Genomic DNA, 18,761 nt, shown 5'->3' with positions numbered 1-18,761 from the left:
TCCCCGATCGGGTATATATTATTAATTATCCTCTATCGGGGATATCACATAATATGATGGGGTGTATGATGATTTATAATCCAAAGCAATTAGCTAACCACTTAAAGCTTATTAGAACCAAACACAATTTGACTCAAACAGAGCTTGCTAAAAAAGTTGGTGTAAAACAATCCACCCTATCTAGCTTTGAGAACCATCCTGAAACGACTCAGTTACAGACACTCTTTAAGATCCTTCATGCATTAGAAGTTCATTGCATTATTCAAGAGCAAGTTCCAACAAGTCACGAAGACAATCTAGACGATGAGGCATGGTAATGGCTGTATTAATTGCATACATGAATGGTGAGCGTGTTGGAGAATTTACTAAACTCAGTAACGGTGCGCATCAGTTTCAATACGATAAATCATGGATTGAAAGCACGGTAGGAAGGCCTCTTTCATTATCCCTCCCCCTACAATATCCAAAAATAACCAGTGATTGCGTTATTAATTACTTCGACAACCTATTACCTGATTTATCAGAAGTCAGAGATCGAATTGTTGCCAGATACCAAGCTAAATCTCGTCAAACGTTCGATTTACTTCATGAAGTTGGTAAAGATAGCGTCGGTGCCATTTCTTTATTAACTGACGATGAAGAACCAAATACCAAACAACTGGATTATGAAATTTTAACACCAGCACGGCTCAAACAAGTACTCTCAGCCTATCAGTCCAATATCCCATTAGGTATGTTAGAAGATGAATCAGACTTTCGAATTTCGGTTGCCGGAGCACAAGAAAAAACAGCATTACTCAGAATAAATAATGAATGGTGTATACCTAAGGCATCAACGCCAACAACACATATTATCAAATTACCCATAGGTAAAATTCAGCAACCTAATGCCACTCTCGATATGAGTGATAGTGTAGAAAATGAATACCTGTGCATCCAAATAGCGAAGAAGCTAGGATTCAATGTACCTAATGTTGAAATAATCCATTGTGATGGAATAAAAGCCATTGCTGTAGAACGATTTGATCGAAAGTGGATTAAAAATAACACCAAGCTATTAAGATTACCGCAAGAAGATATGTGCCAAGCATTTGGATTGCCACCATCAATCAAATATGAAGCAGATGGAGGCCCAAGTATAAAAACCATTATGGATCTTCTTATGGGCTCAAGCCAATCACTAAAAGATCGTGATGCTTTTATGCGATTTCAGGTATTTCAATGGTTAATCGGTGCAACAGATGGACACGCAAAAAACTTCTCCATTTTTATTAATGCACAAGGCAGTTATCACCTTACGCCCTTTTATGACATCTTATCCGCCTACCCAATCTTAGGTGGTAAAGGGATGAATATCCGCTCACTAAAACTGGCAATGGGACTAACAGCATCAAAAGGAAAGAAATACCCTATTGATAAAATATACACACGTCATTTTATTGATACGGCTAAAGCGGTTGGGTTTGATACTGCGAGAATGGAGGAGATAATGAAAGAATTTGCGATAAATATGCCTAATGCCATTAAGGAATTAGAAGCAGAATTATCAAGCGATTTTCCAAAAAGTATCTCTGACAGCATATTCAGTAACGCATTGAGAATGGTAAATAAGATCCGCTTGAGTAATGATTTATAGCTTTGAGTGATTAAAAAATGGATGCAGATATTGACTGCATCCATTTTTCTAGTTGGGTAACTTGTTTTTGAACAAATCGAGTCAAAGATTTCTTTAATCTAGAGAGTAATTAACACAGGTATTGCTAACAAAGAATCACTACGTTCGAGTAACACCAGTTAACTTCCAAAGTTTCATTATGCATGTAAGGAACCAGCGCAGAATCGTGGTATATAAAAATAAAATTGTATAAAACACAGCAAGTCGTTACACATAAGCAAATCAGGTTATTTGAATTTTCTTGCAAAGGCTTGGAACAGGCTTTTATGACTCATCATAAAGTGATGAAAACTAACACAGTCTTATAACTAGGCAATGGCATCTCAGTATAACATTTGCTAAATAAGCTTAGTGAAAGCCACTAAGCCTATTTTTATTAAATACTAAAGCTGCCCAACTTCGTCATCTCTACTGGGATTGCTCAATTGCTCTTCTATTTTTTCCAAGTATAAGAACATTTCACTATCGGGTAACCATTCATTCGATGGCCTAGTCATAGCAAGGCTACTAGCATCCTTTAACAAAAGAGTTAACTGTTCATGATGTGAAACATTCAAGCTATTCAGATAGTATTTACAAAATTTAGTAAATACCAAAATCCATAGGGAGACTTTGATCGCTTCATCCCATCTTGACCAATTTGATGTACTGGCCAATGGTTGTTGAATGATTCTTTTTTGTTTATCAAGGATTCCCCTGATTTTTTTTATACATTTTTTTTGATAACTTGAGCCACTATGAGTCCACAGGTATGCACTGAAATTCGTTGTCTGTCCTTCTCTCTCTGCAGAAAATAGAAGTGAACCATGTTTATTTTCCTGAGTTAATAGTTCTACGAAGTCTTGAAACCAAACCTTACACACATCCTCATAGTCAACACGCTCATGATCCAATAGTGGTTGAACAATATCGCTGAAAAGCCAAGGTTCAGCCCAGCCAAGTTGACGCATGTGCCCTCGAGTTGACTCAATTAAAAGTTCGAAATCAAGGTATGGAATCTTTTCTGGCAAGGTTTCGTTTAATTCGACGATCAAGCTTTCGTAAAGCTTTCTATTGTTAGAATGCCTAGCGCTTCGGTGTATAGCCCAACCAACGAACTGTAATTTTTCGGTGTAATTAAAGTGTGATAATCCCTTAAATGTTAATTCAGGTTCATCTGATGACTGAAGTTGTCGTTCAAGCGTGACCCAACCAAGCCAATTCATAAGGGCAATCTCACTTTCAAGTAGCAGTTTTTGTTGCTTCTCTGAAATAGCGCCAAATTCAGAACAAATAGAAATCTCACTAACTACTTGCCCCAGTAGTGATAACCTTACAGTATCTGTTTGTTGAAACTCTATAGCTAAGCACTTTACTTCTCTATCAACAAGTGCAATGAGTAACTCTGGAGCATACAGCCATAAATACTTGATCGCGTAAAACTCAGCCCAAGTTAGTATGTTATATTTAGTTGACTGAAAAAAATGATGTACCTGAGTCGAACTTTGTAGGAATCCCTTTAACGTTTTTTTGAAGTAGCTTGGGTCAATCACCGAAACTTCCTTTTCATCACAAATAGGTTTTCGTTGGAATGAACAAGATAAAAAGTCTGCTAAAAATGTTAAAAATTTAGTTTCATATTGAAGATTGTCAACACTTGCTTCCCCAGCAGAAGTGCGTGCTAAAGTATCCCCGATAATGTCCCATGTCACCATGAAATCAGAAAGCTCACCTTCCATTTCATCCAGACAGTTAAATAAACCTTCTTTGGGTAAACTATGTAGTGATTCGTTTTCAAGGAGACCAAGATCACCCATTTTATATTTTAACTCATTACCACATAACCCTTTTAGTAATGGTTGTTTTAACCACACACTCAATATAGTTCCTGCCGACTCATTTTTTAGGATACTCAGAGGTTCATATTGTTTTGTCTGTACAGGTGAACTTTTTGAGTCAAAGAGTACAAATACAGAGTTCACATCATCCTTTTCGTTAGAAGGATTGTTAGCTTCTTGAACGAGATCAAACGTATATTGGTTAGTTTTATATAAAACATCTGTGGGAATTGGCGTTATTAACAAAGGATAATTTTCGGCTGCTTTTTGGAACGAATTAGACAGATGGAAGCCTTCAACGGGAAGTCCGTTTTCCCCAATGACCAATATATACCGATCGTGTAAACGGCCTTCCTTCAATCCGTAAACTTTGATCTTACTTCGCTGCAATAGTTTTCTGTTGTGTTCGCAGTTCGCTATCAGGTTATCAATGCCTTTATTAACAAGGTTATCTGTCTTTCTTCTCCTAGGTATATCTTCATTTTTCTGTTTTGGTATTGTTCGAAAAATTGTGTATTCTGCATTGGGTGAGGCATAGAGGGTCAACAAACTCAAGCCAACACCTTCGAAATAAGGATCAAAGATTGCGATATGCTGTTGATGATGTTTTTCAATGAGACCTTTAAACCACTCCACAAATTGTAGACGTCCCTCTCCGTTACTTTGCCCCCATCGAGAAAAAAATCGCCCGTCAGAGCGAGGCGGGTATAGCTTAGTGAACAATGATTTCAGTTCTTGGTTTGCGGGAACCCAACTATCACTTTCACGCCCTCCGATTTGACTTTCGGAGATGTTATTCCTAGTTGAAAAGGACAGAGCTTGTGATACACGGTCAGTCATTTTTGAACTAGTAGTTTTTTCAAGCCAATCAAATTTGACTGGATTTGATTTATTACCGATAAAGTTCATCTGCAAATTCAACTCTCGGATATAATTGACCCTCCAATTACAACATAAATACCCTTCATCAGAACTGTTTGTTTTAAAACCAAAAATATCAACTCTGGTACTATCGACTATTTCAAATAACTGCTCATCTAACTTAAAATTGTATTCAAATTTTCCTCCATCAATAGCTTGGGCTACTGCGACTCTAGAACACAGAACTTGATTATTATTCTCAATAGATAAGTGAAACTGAAAACTGTTAAAGATAGGAAGTTGAGTAGGAATGAATTGAATACTTAACCCTTTGTCCTTACACCAATTTACAGTGAGAAGATTTCTTTCATTATCGTCAAGCGCAGGAAATACTAGTAACTCAATATCGCCTAATCGATTGATATCAGTTCTTCCAAAGTCCATTCCAGTATCAGTATTAAGTCGACTAACTATCATCGAAGTGAGATCAGTATTATAGTTTTCCCCACAAAAAAACAGGGACTGCTTGTCACTTTGGCTTATAGAAGCACTTAAAGCCCCTGCGCTTCCATGTGGGCTCACTAGTGAATCTAGAATATGAGCATCACGATTAAGCAAGTAAGTTACTGGTCGGAAGAGGGCGTTTTCACCAATAAGTATAGTATTTCCGTATTGTTTACCTAGCTTTTCAGGAAGAGTTAAATTCAGATCTTTGCTGATTCTATCAAGGGATTGACCATCACATGCCTTGTGGAGCAAATCACGACAAAGAGAGCTATCTACATACAAATTTAGCTGGTTTACGCTAGCCCTGAATGAACCGAAAGATTGTGAAGTATCTTTATCACTAAATGACCAACAATTTTTCGAGAAACTATACGGAAGCAACCGCCCATATATTAAGCGATTCTCTACAACCTCTTCATGTTGGAGTTGCAGAACCCAAAGCTGTAGTGCGCAAGACCGTTTTTCTGATGAGAATAATCTATCTAGACGGCAATCGTTTAATAAATCAGTCAGTTTATAAGGCATAAAACCATCCTGTAGCATTAAGTAAAGTAGAGTTAATTGCCAAGGATAACATCCCCCATAACTAACTGAATACTATACAGGTTACTTTTATTGCTATACATCAAAAAGTATCATCAGAACATTGTCATGAAAAAGCATAAGTCGTACTAGGTTAAAACTTGCAATACTCAGAATCTTGCTCTTTACTTCTCACATTAACAGAATGTGAGTGAGTTATTAATTAAAATTATTATGGGTCAAAAACAAGTCACATTGCTAAAAATTTTGATGAATAAAACCTACAACTCCTCAATATTCAACAACAACTGCTCCGCTCTATCTAAGATAACTTGCTACTGTTCTTCTGATTTTTTCTTCCAATTTGTATAGACCATTCTGGTGCGGGGATTATTATTAAACTGCTCAATATGTGTATGCATGAAATGCCAATACAGTGCGTTTAGTGGGCATGCTTTGGGTTCAGTTATTTGCTTCAAGTTATAGTGACAATCAGAGCAATAATCACTCATTTTATTCACGTAGCTACCACTGACTGCATAATCAAACCTGTTTATATTCAAAATGATCTAAGTACGGCGCAAACTCGTAATTAGTTTAGTAATAAAAAAGTACTTTTATTTGTATATGAACGAGGAGTTACATATGGATAACAGGCTGACAATTAAAGAGTTTCTTAGAGTATTTGATTGCGTTCGTTCATCTGGAAAGTTACTGGATAATAGATATGTATTAGACGAGATATCCGCATGGCATGATTACGATAGATATACCTGTTGGCTGGGCTATAAAGATGTGACCGTCACGTTGATGTTTCATGGTTCACTTAAAATCGAATTCGACAAATCATCAAACTACTCTGATTTCACCAATCAATGTTTAGCAATGATCACAGCAAATCATAGTGTAAAGGAAAGTTAAGATGAATGACCAATATCTTGAAATTATTGAATTTACACAGACCAACGAGCATCAAAAATGGTTAGCGATAAATGACAACGTAATGGGTGGTATTTCCATCGGCCAACTTCATTACGATGGTAATACATGCCGATTTCAAGGTGAATTATCACTAGATAATAATGGTGGTTTCAGCTCTATCAAGCGCTCTATTGAATCTCTATCTAAAGAGGTAAACGCAATAGAACTCATGTTTACGGGTGATGGGCATACCTATCAATTAAGACTTACCACATGGAAAAATGGTGAGCGTATTCAATACAAACACGATTTTACCACCACTAAAGATAAACAGCAGAAAAAGACATTTCACTTACACAATTTTCAAGCGGTTTTTAGAGGGCGATTACTTAATCACGATCCTGAACTCGTGGCGAACGATATCAAGCAAGTTGGCTTTCTCATTGCGAATAAACAAACATCACCCTTCGCTCTAGGTTTGACTCAAATTCAATTTAAAGCACTCAACAACGCGCCAGCGCCTCAGTCCATTCTTCAATCCACTCGAGAATAAGCCCAAACACTTCTGCATCTGGTTTTCCATAACAATAAAAAGCATTAAGACCAAAAGAAAGATTGTGACCAAGCTCTTTTAAGTTCAGCTCGACAAGTTCGCCTCTCTCTACGTATGGTGTCATGTAATGCCTTGGCATAATTGTCCATCCATGCTGTTTTACTAACTCACACAATAGATCGTTATTACTAACGGTGTGCATTTTGGGGGAAACCTGAATCGATGCAAAATTCAGTTTTAAGGTCGCAAAGTTCTCGGTGACGTATTGTGTCTCTAGCATCAGATTTTCAAGTCTTAAATCATAAATTAATGCCAAAGGTGAATTGACGCTTGCATAACAGCCAACTTGGATGGGTTTTATCGCTTTCCATGTGACTTCTTTCTCTGCAAATAGCTGTCCACGATACGGCATAATGGCAATATCGCACTCACCTTCTTGGAGTTTATCCATCGCTTCTTGTCGAGTTCGGTGCTTCCAATTAATAATGATGTCTGAGTTATAATCCATCACACGTTTTTCAATGTGTGTAATTAAACTGAGTGGCGTGATCACATCATAGTAAATCGTAATGGTATGAACGTTAGAATCGTACAAGGCTTGGCTTTGCACAAACAAAGAGCGATTTTGTTTTTCAACTAACTTAGCACGATGATACAACTGCTCGGCTTTCTCTGTGGGAATGGCTTTTCTGCCTTCTATCACAAACAATGAATACCCTAATAAATCTTCATAAGTCATCACGTGTTCACGCACTGTCGTTCGGGATTTTTTAAGCTCTCGTGCCGCACTACTGTACGAGCCATGTTCATACACGGCAACAAAAGCGCTCACTTGCTCTAATGTATGCATTCCATCACTCCTTCGATGTTATATACCCACTCAACTTGTTAGGTATACCCTATCATAATCGATTTCTTTGTTTTGGCATTCCATGAAAAAATCCTACTCAGTTCATAGTTTAAAATTTGAGAGGACATTATGAAGACGTTCCCATTAAGTTTATTAGCAGGCTTTCTTGTTTCACCTTTTGTATTAGCTTCTCCTGACCTAATTTTTACCAATGGTGACGTTATTACCGTGACGGGTGAATCTGATCGCGCTGAAGCCGTTGCGATAAAAGATGGCATTATTGTGGCGGTAGGTAATAACCAAGAGATCCTTAAGCAAAAAGGCGCTAATACCCAAATCCGAGATTTAAAAGGCAAAACCCTTGCGCCGGGATTTATCGACAGTCACGGACACTTTGCTCAATATTTACCTTTAATTGAAAGCCCGTTCCTTTACCCTGCACCAATGGGAAAGGTGAACTCGTTTGATGACATTAAACAGATAATGACCAACTACTTTAATCAACCAAATCTTGATACCAACAGCCTTCATGTGGCTTTTGGTTATGACGATGCCGAGCTAAAAGAAAAACAGCACCCTACTAAACAGTTTTTTGATTCTTTTAGTAAAGAGTACCCTTTCTGTGCCATGCATATTTCAGGTCACCTTGCTGCCTGTAACAGCAAAGGGCTAGATTTCATTGGATTCACTAAACAAAGCAATAACCCAGATGGTGGCGTATTGCGTCGTGATAATAATGGCGAACTCACTGGCGTTTTAGAAGAATCTGCGATTTATCCGATTTTAGGAAACCTTCCTGAAATGACGCAAGAAGATGCTATCCGCCGTTTTGGTAAGGTTCAGGATTTATACGCCGGCTATGGTATTACCACCACACAAGAAGGCTTAGCAACGCTTCCGGCACTGAATGCGATGAAAACCATGGCAGAGCAAGATTTATTAAAAATCGACCTACTTGCTTATGCAAAATGGGTGGATTTAAAAGAAGCGGTAAAAGTCATGCCGATGAAATCATCCATTAATGGTTTAACACTCGCAGGGGTGAAAATGGTTGGCGATGGTTCACCACAAGGTAAAACCGCTTACCTTTCTACTCCCTATTTTGAGCCACCACACAGCCACGCTTATGATTACCACGGCTACCCAGTGTTAACCCAAGAGGAAATGAATCAATGGCTAGATACTGCTTATCAAATGAATGCTCAGATCCTAAGCCACAGTAACGGCGATGCGTCGGCAGATATTCTATTAAATGCGGTAGAACTTGCAGATGCTAAATATGGTAAGGAAGATCGTCGAACGGTTGTGGTTCATGCTCAAACTACACGCTTAGATCAGATAAAACGCATGAAGAAAAATGAGATGCTCCCTTCTTTCTTCCCAGCTCACACCTTCTTCTGGGGTGATTGGCATCGTGATTCAGTGTTAGGTCCTTGGCGTGCATCCAATATCTCGCCTATGGGTTGGGCAAATTCAAATGAGTTGATGTTTACGATTCACATGGATGCACCCGTACTATTTCCTGACATGATGACCAATATGTGGAGTGCGGTTAATCGTGTAACACGCAGTAATCAAACCTTAGGTGAGCATCATAAAATCACGCCATATCAAGCGTTAGAAGCGATAACCATTAATGCGGCATATCAAAACTTTGAAGAGAAAAATAAAGGCTCTATTGAGGTTGGGAAACGTGCCGACTTGGTGATTTTAAATGAAAATCTACTTGAGATTGACCCTATGAAGATAAAAGACATTCCAATCTTAGAAACCATTAAAGATGGAAAAACCATATACGTAAACCAATAAATATAAAAAGAAAGCAACAAAGAAGCAGCTTAGATTGGCTGCTTTTTTGTAAATCTGCAAATTCATCGTTACATCTCTTCTTATCTTTCCTTTTATCTTTACTTTTCTATCCCCCTCTCGCTACACTGTCGCCGCCTTTTTATTGTTAATAATTTTATATTTATGATCCGTTCTGTTTTACTTGCTGTTGTTCTACTTTTTAGTTTCGCCGTTCATGCTGATTCTCTTGAAGATAAAGCGGAATCTGGTGATGCTCGTGCTCAATTAAAATTAGCAATGGAATACGAATCAGGTACTAACCGTCCTAAGAATATCGATTATTCTATTCAGTGGTATAAACAAGCAGCGATGCAAGACCTTACCTCTGCGCAATTTAACCTTGGGCAAATTTACAAAAATGGTTACGGGGTTGCTCAGGACATTAAACAAGCCATTTATTGGTTTACTCGTGCGGCGACGCAAAACCACCCACCTTCGCAATTCTATTTAGGTGAGATTTACGAATACGGCCTTTCTGGTTCTGTTGATTTATATAACGCGTCTTTGTGGTACCAAATTGCGTCTCATAATGGTCATGGCGAAGCAATGCTTGGTTATGAGCGCGTACTTCAAGAAATTAAAGCGCAGCAAAAAGAAGAACAGCTGAAATCAACACAACAGCCTGAAGAACCGAAAGTTGTCGAGCCAGAGCCAAAAACCATCATCATCACTCAGATGGAAAAACCAACGGCTTTAATTACCATTGGCAGCTATTTGTTAATCGCCATTATGATTGTGGTGTTAGCCTTCTTAGTTTTACGTCTTAAACAAACCATGAAGCGAACTAAAAATGACGATCCACTTAAAACCAGTTTCGCTAAATCATTACAAAATGAAAAAATGAAGCAGCTGCAAGACAGTAATGACAAATTAAAGATCCGTGCAGATGCTCAAGAAGCTACAATTAAAAGACTAACCATTGAGTTAGATGGTAAGAAACCACTTTCACAGTTTACGCCACATCAATTATTAGGGGTAACTGTTGCCAGTGAGAGCAGCGAAATTAAAAAGCAATACCGAAAACTGGCTCAGCTCCATCACCCTGACCACGGTGCAGATGGTGTGATGCTTGCTGAAATTAATAAGGCTTATAATTCAATTAAACGATAACGTACACGGAATACGAGACTTAGACTTTACATATCATTCTTGTTCGGTATACTTCGCACCACTTTTATATGTTATCAAAATGTAACAATAATAATTTAACGTATAAATCTTAATAGAATAAAGAGAAAGAAGTCTTATGTTTAATTTAGAAGGTTATTGTGACTGGTGTAGAAAGCCAGCGATGGTTCTGCAACATCAATACTGCGACGGTGCAAAATATTACGCCTGTGAACACTGCAACGATTACGCAAAAATCGATATCAGACAGTATGATTTAGCTGAAATGGAAAAGATGAACCAGAAGTAAAAATAAAAATGCCGATGACGTTAATCATCGGCATTTTTGTATGTGTTTATAATGAAACAGCTATTATGATTCTTTCGCCATTACTTTATAGATAAGAGCACCAATTACCGCACCTACAATCGGAGCAACCCAGAACAACCAAAGTTGTGATGTTGCCCAATCACCAACATAAACCGCTACTGCTGTACTACGAGCCGGGTTAACTGATGTATTTGTTACAGGGATACTGATAAGGTGAATAAGTGTTAAACACAGGCCAATTGCAATTGGAGCAAAGCCTGCTGGAGCACGGCTATCTGTTGCACCCATGATCACAATTAAGAACATCGCTGTCATTACTACTTCTGTAATTAACGCAGCTGTCATTGTGTAACCACCTGGAGAGTGCTCACCAAAACCATTTGATGCAAAGCCACCAGCTAGATCAAAGCCAGCTTGACCGCTTGCGATTAGGTATAAAATACCACCTGCTGCAATACCACCAAGAACTTGAGATACAATGTATGGCGCTAAGTCTTTAGCATCAAAACGACCACCTACCCATAAACCAACTGATACTGCAGGGTTTAAGTGACAACCTGAAATGTGACCAATGGCAAACGCCATGGTTAATACTGTTAGACCAAACGCCAGTGATACACCAACAAACCCGATACCTAGATCAGGAAACGCTGCCGCCAGTACTGCACTACCACAACCACCCAGTACAAGCCAAAATGTACCGATAAACTCTGCCATATATTTATTCATAATTATTCCTATGTTGTTATGTCTTGATTTCAGTATTAATTTTTTATACGAACCAAGTTTCATTGAAAATAAATATAGGTGATGGTTAACAAATTAGACACTTAAATATTTCAATTTATTTCTAATTTTCATTTTTAAGACACAATTTTTAAAGATAAAACACCTTCTAAGGCTTAAATTACAATAACTTGCTTATAAATTAGGCAAAATATACTTCTAATTTTTATTATCAATTCCCAAAAAACAACAAAAGCTTGGATTTCGCCAAGCTTTTATAAGAATTAATCTCAGTTTATTTCTTAACGTGTTTATTGTCGCTGGCTCTACCACAAATTGATTACACCCTCTCTTTCTAATCACTTAATTTTAACATCTAAACCAAGTGATACTAAGGTTCCGAGCAATGTAGTGATAACCACTGATAACATTGAACCAATCAATACATATTCAGTCATGCTTCGATCATTTAATTTATTCAATTCACCAAATCTAAATATTGACTTAGCTGCTAATACAAAACCCACCGCTGAATAACTCCCTACGAGGGTAAAGGTCAATATTAAAACTCGTTCTAAATAACCAATCAACTCACCACCAGCGACAAGACCACTAATACTAGAATTACTCTCTCCACCTAATATTGGATACTTTCTTAAAATACTGCCAATAACAATTGAAGTCGGCTTGAGAATTATCAAGTAAGCAAAAATCACCATAACGCCATTCGAGAAATTCTCATGTTGTATCACGGTATCAATAGTTAGACCATCTGCCATGTAAAAAGCAATGATCGCTAGAACAAAAACATGCAAAACCTGATCAATAACAAAGTAAGAAAATTTATCACCATTCTGTGCTGTGACCTTCCACAGATCGATAGCAAAATGACTTATAGCTACGGTAGCTACCAAGCAAGCTGCTGAAGACCAATCAATATCTAATATTAATACAGGAACTAATAATGCGATGCCGTGTAATAGAGAATGAAGATATAACCCAGGTGAGCGGTAGGTGGATTCTTTCTTTGATTCTACCCATTGCTTTGGTTGTAGATAGAAATCGCAGATAATATGCATCAGCAAGAACGGTATTAGAATACCAAAAAAATCAAACATGCCTCAATCCCACCACTTTGTTTATAAATTTTCGATTTAGCTCACTAATTAATGGCCAACCAGAAGCTTTAAGTGACTTACTGATAGTTGAGGTCGCAACATTAAGCTTTTCTGCTAGCTCACCAACCAGCAAACCTTCATTAGTTTGAAGCATAGGAAGAATCACTTCACATTGGCGCGAAGTTAATTCGGTGAGTTGTCTATCAAGATATTTAAAGAGTAAGTCAAAGTACTCTGCGAGTTCGGAGCTGTCAGAATTAAAAAGTAACCTAGCGTTTTTCAAGGTTTTTAACCCTCGACCAGAAAGAACAAATGCTTCACCCATTGACTCAGACACCGACTCGCGTAAATCGGCATTAGAGGCAATAGCAAAACTAATGCGGCTATCAAACTCATTACCAAGAGCCTTAATACCAAGCCGATAAATAATGGTGTATCTCAGGGCGCTTTCAATATCATGTACTACAGACTGAAACTCATCACCACGCTCAATACTATGTACATTTGATGAATTCCCTTCAGTAATCCATTTCTGGATCTCTTTGATTCGATTAAGTAATTGTTCAAATTGCTCAGAGGTTAACTTAGTTGAATTGACAATATCGCCGCTGATCACTGCGATAGGCTTATAAATATGCTCCACATTAAAACTCCTCTCTTTACATAAAAATGTAGATTTAGCCATTTTTGGCTAATAAATTAAATTTAGCCGTTTTTGGCTAAAAATACAAATTCAATCATTTGTAGCCAATAATGCAAATTTAGCCATTTTTAACTAATAACTTAGATTTAGCCATTTTTGGCTAATAATTAAGGGTTGGTAGATCTAGAAAAAACTTTGCCCACATTCAATAAGCGTTACGCATCACGACAACTCAAAATAGAGTATTAAACTATCAATCTATCTGTATAACACTTATAAACCTTTAACTGCCCTGCTCTCTAATACTCAAGCTTTAAAGTCACCTTTAAATAACGAATGTATTGGTTCGCCTCTGAGGTGATTATTAAGCAAAGATCGCCACTTAATAAATACCCTTTTAATTTTTCTTCACCTTCCCTCCCTAATGCCTTGCGATTGTGTGATAGATCTCTGATAATCAATGTATTGCTTATCATTGGACATCACTTATGCCACAAAACAATGCACCTAGTTTCTTCTTCTTTGATTATGAAACATGGGGAACTAGCCCTTCTCTTGATCGACCGTGCCAATTTGCTGGTGTCCGCACTGATGAAGATTTCAATATTATCGGTGAGCCTTTAGTTATTTACTGCCGTCCTCCGGTTGATTACCTCCCCTCACCTGAAGCGTGTTTGATTACGGGTATTACGCCACAAACAGCCGTTAATAAAGGGCTTTCTGAGCCAGAATTTATTGCCAAAATTCATCATGAATTATCACAGCCTAATACATGTTCTTTAGGTTATAACAACATTCGTTTTGATGATGAGGTTTCTCGCTACACGCTCTATCGTAACTTCTTTGAACCTTACGGTTGGAGCTGGCAAAACGGCAACTCTCGTTGGGATCTATTAGATGTAATGCGTGCGGTTTATGCACTTCGCCCTGAAGGCATTAATTGGCCTAAAGATGAAGAAGGCAGACCAAGTTTTAAACTGGAAAACCTGTCTGTTGCTAATGGCATTGAACACACCAATGCCCACGATGCCATGGCCGATGTTATCGCAACCATTGAGTTGGCTAAAAAAGTAAAACAAGCACAGCCAAAAATGTTTAACTATTTGCTTTCTATGCGTAACAAGAAGAAAGCAGCGACATTAATCGACATAGTTGAAATGACACCACTTATGCATGTTTCAGGCATGTTTGGTGTAGATAGAGGTAACATCAGTTGGATAGTGCCTGTGGCTTGGCATCCAACCAATAACAATGCCGTTATTACTATTGATTTGGCTTTAGATCCAAGTGTTTTTCTTGAGTTGAATGTTGAAGAACTGCATCAGCGTATGTACACCAAACGTTCTGAGCTTGGTCCTGATGAGCTTCCTGTTCCTGTTAAATTAGTGCATTTGAATAAGTGCCCTGTTCTTGCGCCTGCAAAAACATTGACTGCTGAAAATGCCGCTAATTTGAATGTTGACCGCGAAGCGTGTTTACGTAACCTTAAAGTGATACGTGAAAACCCTGAGATCAGACAAAAACTGATTGAGCTGTACAGCATTGAGCCAAACTACGAGAAATCAACTAATGTAGATACGCTTCTTTACGATGGTTTCTTCTCTCATGCTGATAAAGCGACCATTGATATTATTCGTCAATCAACGCCTGAACAGTTAATTGACTTTGAACCAAACGTGACAGATCCACGTATCAAACCACTGTTATTCCGATACCGTGCACGTAACTTCCCGCACACATTAAACGAAGCTGAGCAATTAAGATGGCACGCTCACCTTCAAGACTATTTTCAAACTCACTTGCCAGATTATGAAGCGAGTTTTGAAAGTCTATACCTTGAGTCCGAAGGTAATGACAAAAAAGTGGCTATTTTAAAAGCCGTGTATAACTACGTACAACAATTAATATCATGATTAAATATCTTTATTCTTTCGCTTGGATCTTCGCCTCGTTGTTTGCTGGTAACGGCATTCAATCTTGGTTGAACATATCTGTTCCGGGAAGCATTATTGGAATGCTTATTTTATTCACCGCTATGGTTATCGGTATTTGCAAACCAGATTGGACAGCCACAGGTTGCCAATTTTTTATGCGCAATATGCTGATTTTGTTTATTCCTATTTCGGTAGGCTTAATGACCCATTTTGATTTGCTACTTAACAATGCAATTCCAATTATTGTGAGTACAGCGGGTGGTTCATTATTAGTCTTGGTTTGCTTAGCACTCTTTATCGACAAAATTGATAGAGGTAACAGCTAATGTGGGTCATTCTTACGCTTATCGTTTTTTACTCTGCTCGTTGGTTTGCAAAACGCTTCCCTCACCCAGTGAATAACCCGTTATTGCTGAGTGTGTGTATTATTATTCCTATCTTGATGGTTCTGCATGTACCTTACGAAACCTATTATGCTGATAATGCTTTCCTAAGTTACTTGTTACAACCTGCCGTGGTTGCACTTGCTTATCCTTTGTATGAGCAATTACCTCATATTCGAGCCAACTGGAAAATCATCTTGCTTGCATGTAGCGTGGGCTCATTGTTCTCAATGATCTCTGGTGCGTTCCTTGCGGTTTGGATGGGAGCCGATATGCAATTGGTTGCGAGCATTTTACCAAAATCAGTGACAACACCAATTGCTATGGCTATTTCAAGTCAACTTGAAGGCGAAGCGGCAATCGCAGCAATCTTAGTACTTCTGGCTGGTTTGATGGGGGCAATTTTTGCTTACCCAATTTATAACATGTTAGGTATTAAGAGCTCACTTGCTCGTGGTCTAACAATGGGTAATGTCTCTCACGCATTGGGTACAGCTCAAGCTGCTGAAGAGAATCCACAAGATGCAGCATTCAGTTCATTAGCCCTAGTTATTTGTGGGATCATCACTTCTCTCGTTGCACCGATTATCTACTCTTTCATGGTAATGATGAAATAATCGCGCTCAAAACAGCACCAATATGGTGTGACTTCTCTCTCATTGATGTAATTTATGTAACTTTACATCAATGAGTGTGATTTTGATCTATGTTTCCAGCTCAATTGTCACTAAAATGATCCTATAAGAACTTAAAAGGATCACCCTACTCATGACAAGACTACAACAACGCTTAGAAGAAGCCCTAGCTAACTTACCTGACGCCCTGCGTACTTCATTAACACCAATCATCAATGCTGAATTTAAAGGTGTTATTAGCAAGGAACAATTTCAATCACTGCAAGCTGACAGCGAGTTAAGCGATAAAGAATTACGCTTAGCATTATTACCTCTTGCTGCTGCTTTCTCTGTTGCTCCTATTTCTAATTTTTATGTCGGTGCGATTGCTCGTGGTTTGACTGGTAACCTTTATTTTGGCGCAAACATGGAATACAACGATGTTCAACTTGGCCAAACTATTCACGCTGAACAATCAGCAATTAGCCATGCGTGGATCCAAGGTGAAACGGGTATTTCTGACATCACAATTAACTTCAGCCCTTGTGGTCACTGTCGTCAATTTATGAATGAACTAACCACCGCTGATTCTTTAATGGTTCAACTTCCTGAACGTAATGAAAAATCACTGCAAGAATACTTACCTGAGTCTTTTGGTCCTAAAGATTTAGGCATTGAAGGCGGATTACTTGCTCCTCTTTCACACAACTTAGCGTTAGAAACTGACTCTCCGCTATTACGTAAAGCATTAGAAGCGGCAAACCGCAGCCACGCACCTTACTCACATAACTTAAGTGGTATTGCGCTTGAGATGGAAAGTGGCGGAGTATATTACGGTATGTATGCTGAAAATGCGGCATTTAACCCAAGCTTACCACCACTACAAGTGGCACTGGTTCATGCAAATATGTCTCGTGAAGACATCTTAACGGTTAAATCAGCTGCGCTAGTTGAAGATCACAAAGGCGCAATTAGCCACCTTGCGATTACACAAAGCACATTAGAAGCACTAAATCCGGATGTAACATTAGAGTACGCGTCTTTATAAGAAGTAGAAATTATTCTATAGATGACTTAAAAGGAGGCTTTGTTAACCTCCTTTTTATTTGATTAACATCTTTAATGTCTATTGATTGCCTTTCCAACGAATAGCCACATCAATCAGTTGTCTATCCATTCCTTTTTGCCCAACTAATGAAATCCCCCAAGGAGAATCATTTACTGTAAACCAAGGTAAATGCAACTGAGGTAAATCCGCCAAGCTTGCTAGCGAAGTGTATTTTAAAATTTGAGCATTCAATTTGTATAACTGCTCATCCGTTGCCGTTGTGGGCGGTGCAATATTGGCTGTTGTTGGCATAAGTAACAGTGTTTTTTCATCTAAAATGGATTCTAAAACAGAAATCACTAACTCTCTTTGTTCTAAAGCGATCCTTTCATCTTTATATTTTAAAGACGCAAGCCACTTCATCTGCATCCTTATTTCATTACCTACTGCCGCTTTGTTCTTTTCATACCACAGTTCTAAATTACGCAAACCTCGCGTTGCTGAAAGCACTTTGAAGCTCTCTGCTGCCTTAGTGGTGATAATTTTACTGATCGATTTACTACGTACTATTTCATAAGGTGAAGAAGCAATTAATGTCTCTAACTTTGTTTTGGCTTCTTCTGGAATATCAGTAAATAAACTATCAAGCACAACAATACGTTCCACTGTCACTAATGGAGACATAGGCGTAAGCACGGTTGCTACTTTTCGTATATCTGATAAATTTTTTGCCACCCACCCCAATGAAGTATCTTCTTTTGCAATACAATCGATACCTTGCATGTTTACTGCACTGGCTGATGCTTTAAAACCATATAAACCGGCATATAAAGCAGGAACACGAATCCCACCACCAAAATCAATGCCTAAACCAATATCTGCATCACCATTAACCACGGCTGCGACAGTACCACTCGATGAGCCGCCAATAAAGCGTCCTTCGCTGTTTTTATTTGGTATTGGTGCATAGTGTGGATTGTGTCCATGTAGACCAAACCCAAATTCGTCCATTTGAGTTTTACCGACAAATATAGCTCCTTTTTTTAATATAAGATCAACGGCAGGAGCGTTCTCTCTCGCTTTTCTTTGCTCTAATAACCACGTTGGATTACCTTGGCCATTCGGCGTATTTTTTATATCAATGCAATCACTTACGACAAATTTTTTATTTTCTAAAAGGCCATAAAACGCCCATTGTTGTGACTCAACTTCATGAGAGACATACATGGTTTGCTCATCCATAACTCAGCGTACTGTTTAATTTCAAAAATGCAGCATACCAGTCACATAAATGAATACAATT

17 protein-coding genes are annotated in these 18,761 nt (G+C 38.2%); 11 read left to right on the top strand and 6 right to left on the bottom strand.

Translation table 11 applies throughout. The features are described 5' to 3' along the window. Positions 1-53: 53 nt before the first annotated feature. Both hipB and HC728_RS13640 read left to right on the top strand, forming a co-directional pair. Complete coding sequence (gene hipB / locus HC728_RS13645) at positions 54-317, top strand: type II toxin-antitoxin system antitoxin HipB (RefSeq protein WP_012532966.1); 264 nt, start codon at positions 54-56, stop codon at positions 315-317. After that, positions 317-1,636 (top strand): type II toxin-antitoxin system HipA family toxin, encoded by a 1,320-nt coding sequence (locus HC728_RS13640; protein ID WP_190395646.1) that lies wholly within the window; start codon positions 317-319, stop codon positions 1,634-1,636. The genes hipB and HC728_RS13640 overlap by 1 nt, the downstream gene beginning before the upstream one ends. A gap of 422 nt (positions 1,637-2,058) precedes the next feature. On the opposite strand, the gene HC728_RS13635 is transcribed toward HC728_RS13640, so the two are convergent. Beyond that, positions 2,059-5,385 carry a VPA1262 family protein gene (locus HC728_RS13635; protein ID WP_190395645.1) on the bottom strand — a complete coding sequence of 1,109 codons (3,327 nt, stop codon included), beginning with the start codon at positions 5,383-5,385 and terminating at the stop codon, positions 2,059-2,061. Positions 5,386-6,027: 642 nt separating this feature from the next. Between HC728_RS13635 and HC728_RS13630 the strand changes: the two genes are divergently transcribed. Beyond that, a complete protein-coding gene (locus tag HC728_RS13630; RefSeq protein WP_190395644.1) occupies positions 6,028-6,303 on the top strand; it encodes a DUF3081 domain-containing protein in 276 nt (91 codons plus the stop codon). A gap of 1 nt (position 6,304) precedes the next feature. Then, positions 6,305-6,856 (top strand): CIA30 family protein, encoded by a 552-nt coding sequence (locus HC728_RS13625; protein WP_190395643.1) that lies wholly within the window; start codon positions 6,305-6,307, stop codon positions 6,854-6,856. On the opposite strand, the gene HC728_RS13620 is transcribed toward HC728_RS13625, so the two are convergent. Continuing rightward, positions 6,807-7,706: a LysR family transcriptional regulator gene (locus tag HC728_RS13620; protein WP_190395642.1), complete on the bottom strand. Its 900-nt coding sequence runs from the start codon at positions 7,704-7,706 to the stop codon at positions 6,807-6,809. The two genes, HC728_RS13625 and HC728_RS13620, sit on opposite strands and share 50 nt — an antisense overlap. A 129-nt stretch (positions 7,707-7,835) precedes the next feature. Here HC728_RS13620 and HC728_RS13615 point away from each other — a divergent pair, with 129 nt between their 5' ends. The 3 genes from HC728_RS13615 to HC728_RS13605 all read left to right on the top strand — a co-directional run bounded on the left by HC728_RS13615 (position 7,836) and on the right by HC728_RS13605 (position 10,971). Continuing rightward, positions 7,836-9,515, top strand: coding sequence for an amidohydrolase (locus HC728_RS13615; protein ID WP_190395641.1), 1,680 nt, complete (start codon positions 7,836-7,838; stop codon positions 9,513-9,515). Positions 9,516-9,677: 162 nt separating this feature from the next. Then, positions 9,678-10,664, top strand: coding sequence for a J domain-containing protein (locus tag HC728_RS13610; RefSeq protein WP_065623606.1), 987 nt, complete (start codon positions 9,678-9,680; stop codon positions 10,662-10,664). 136 nt (positions 10,665-10,800) lie between these two features. Continuing rightward, entirely contained in the window at positions 10,801-10,971 is a 171-nt protein-coding gene (locus HC728_RS13605; protein WP_011262064.1) for a hypothetical protein, read from the top strand. 63 nt (positions 10,972-11,034) lie between these two features. Here the strand turns inward: HC728_RS13605 and aqpZ are convergent, their stop codons facing one another. The 3 genes from aqpZ to HC728_RS13590 all read right to left on the bottom strand — a co-directional run bounded on the left by aqpZ (position 11,035) and on the right by HC728_RS13590 (position 13,479). Continuing rightward, complete coding sequence (aqpZ, locus tag HC728_RS13600) at positions 11,035-11,721, bottom strand: aquaporin Z (protein ID WP_065598035.1); 687 nt, start codon at positions 11,719-11,721, stop codon at positions 11,035-11,037. A 356-nt stretch (positions 11,722-12,077) separates the two neighbouring features. Then, positions 12,078-12,836: a DUF3307 domain-containing protein gene (locus tag HC728_RS13595; protein ID WP_065603969.1), complete on the bottom strand. Its 759-nt coding sequence runs from the start codon at positions 12,834-12,836 to the stop codon at positions 12,078-12,080. Further along, positions 12,829-13,479 (bottom strand): hypothetical protein, encoded by a 651-nt coding sequence (locus HC728_RS13590; protein WP_065598037.1) that lies wholly within the window; start codon positions 13,477-13,479, stop codon positions 12,829-12,831. Before HC728_RS13590 ends, HC728_RS13595 begins: the two co-directional genes overlap by 8 nt. Positions 13,480-13,967: 488 nt before the next feature. Here HC728_RS13590 and sbcB point away from each other — a divergent pair, with 488 nt between their 5' ends. The 4 genes from sbcB (at position 13,968) to cdd (ending at position 17,458) form a co-directional block, all read left to right on the top strand. Continuing rightward, positions 13,968-15,392, top strand: a complete 1,425-nt coding sequence (gene sbcB, locus HC728_RS13585) for an exodeoxyribonuclease I (protein ID WP_190395640.1) — start codon at positions 13,968-13,970, stop codon at positions 15,390-15,392. Beyond that, positions 15,389-15,739: a CidA/LrgA family protein gene (locus tag HC728_RS13580; RefSeq protein WP_005419612.1), complete on the top strand. Its 351-nt coding sequence runs from the start codon at positions 15,389-15,391 to the stop codon at positions 15,737-15,739. Before sbcB ends, HC728_RS13580 begins: the two co-directional genes overlap by 4 nt. After that, on the top strand, positions 15,739-16,413 hold the full coding sequence (locus HC728_RS13575) for a CidB/LrgB family autolysis modulator (RefSeq protein WP_065595923.1): 675 nt from the start codon (positions 15,739-15,741) through the stop codon (positions 16,411-16,413). The genes HC728_RS13580 and HC728_RS13575 overlap by 1 nt, the downstream gene beginning before the upstream one ends. Before the next feature lie 151 nt (positions 16,414-16,564). Then, the gene (cdd, locus tag HC728_RS13570; protein WP_190395639.1) at positions 16,565-17,458 is read left to right on the top strand and encodes a cytidine deaminase; all 894 of its coding nucleotides are present in this window, start codon (positions 16,565-16,567) and stop codon (positions 17,456-17,458) included. Positions 17,459-17,536: 78 nt separating this feature from the next. Here cdd and HC728_RS13565 read toward each other — a convergent pair whose 3' ends face one another. Further along, positions 17,537-18,700, bottom strand: coding sequence for an amidase family protein (locus HC728_RS13565; protein WP_190395638.1), 1,164 nt, complete (start codon positions 18,698-18,700; stop codon positions 17,537-17,539). Between the last annotated feature and the right edge of the window lie 61 nt (positions 18,701-18,761).

Origin of the sequence: Aliivibrio sp. S10_S31 (genome assembly GCF_014694495.1) — a bacterium.
Taxonomy (GTDB): Bacteria; Pseudomonadota; Gammaproteobacteria; order Enterobacterales; family Vibrionaceae; genus Aliivibrio; species Aliivibrio fischeri.
The sequence above is the reverse complement of the archived record's forward strand: the minus strand, read 5'-3'. Positions and strand labels throughout refer to the sequence as shown.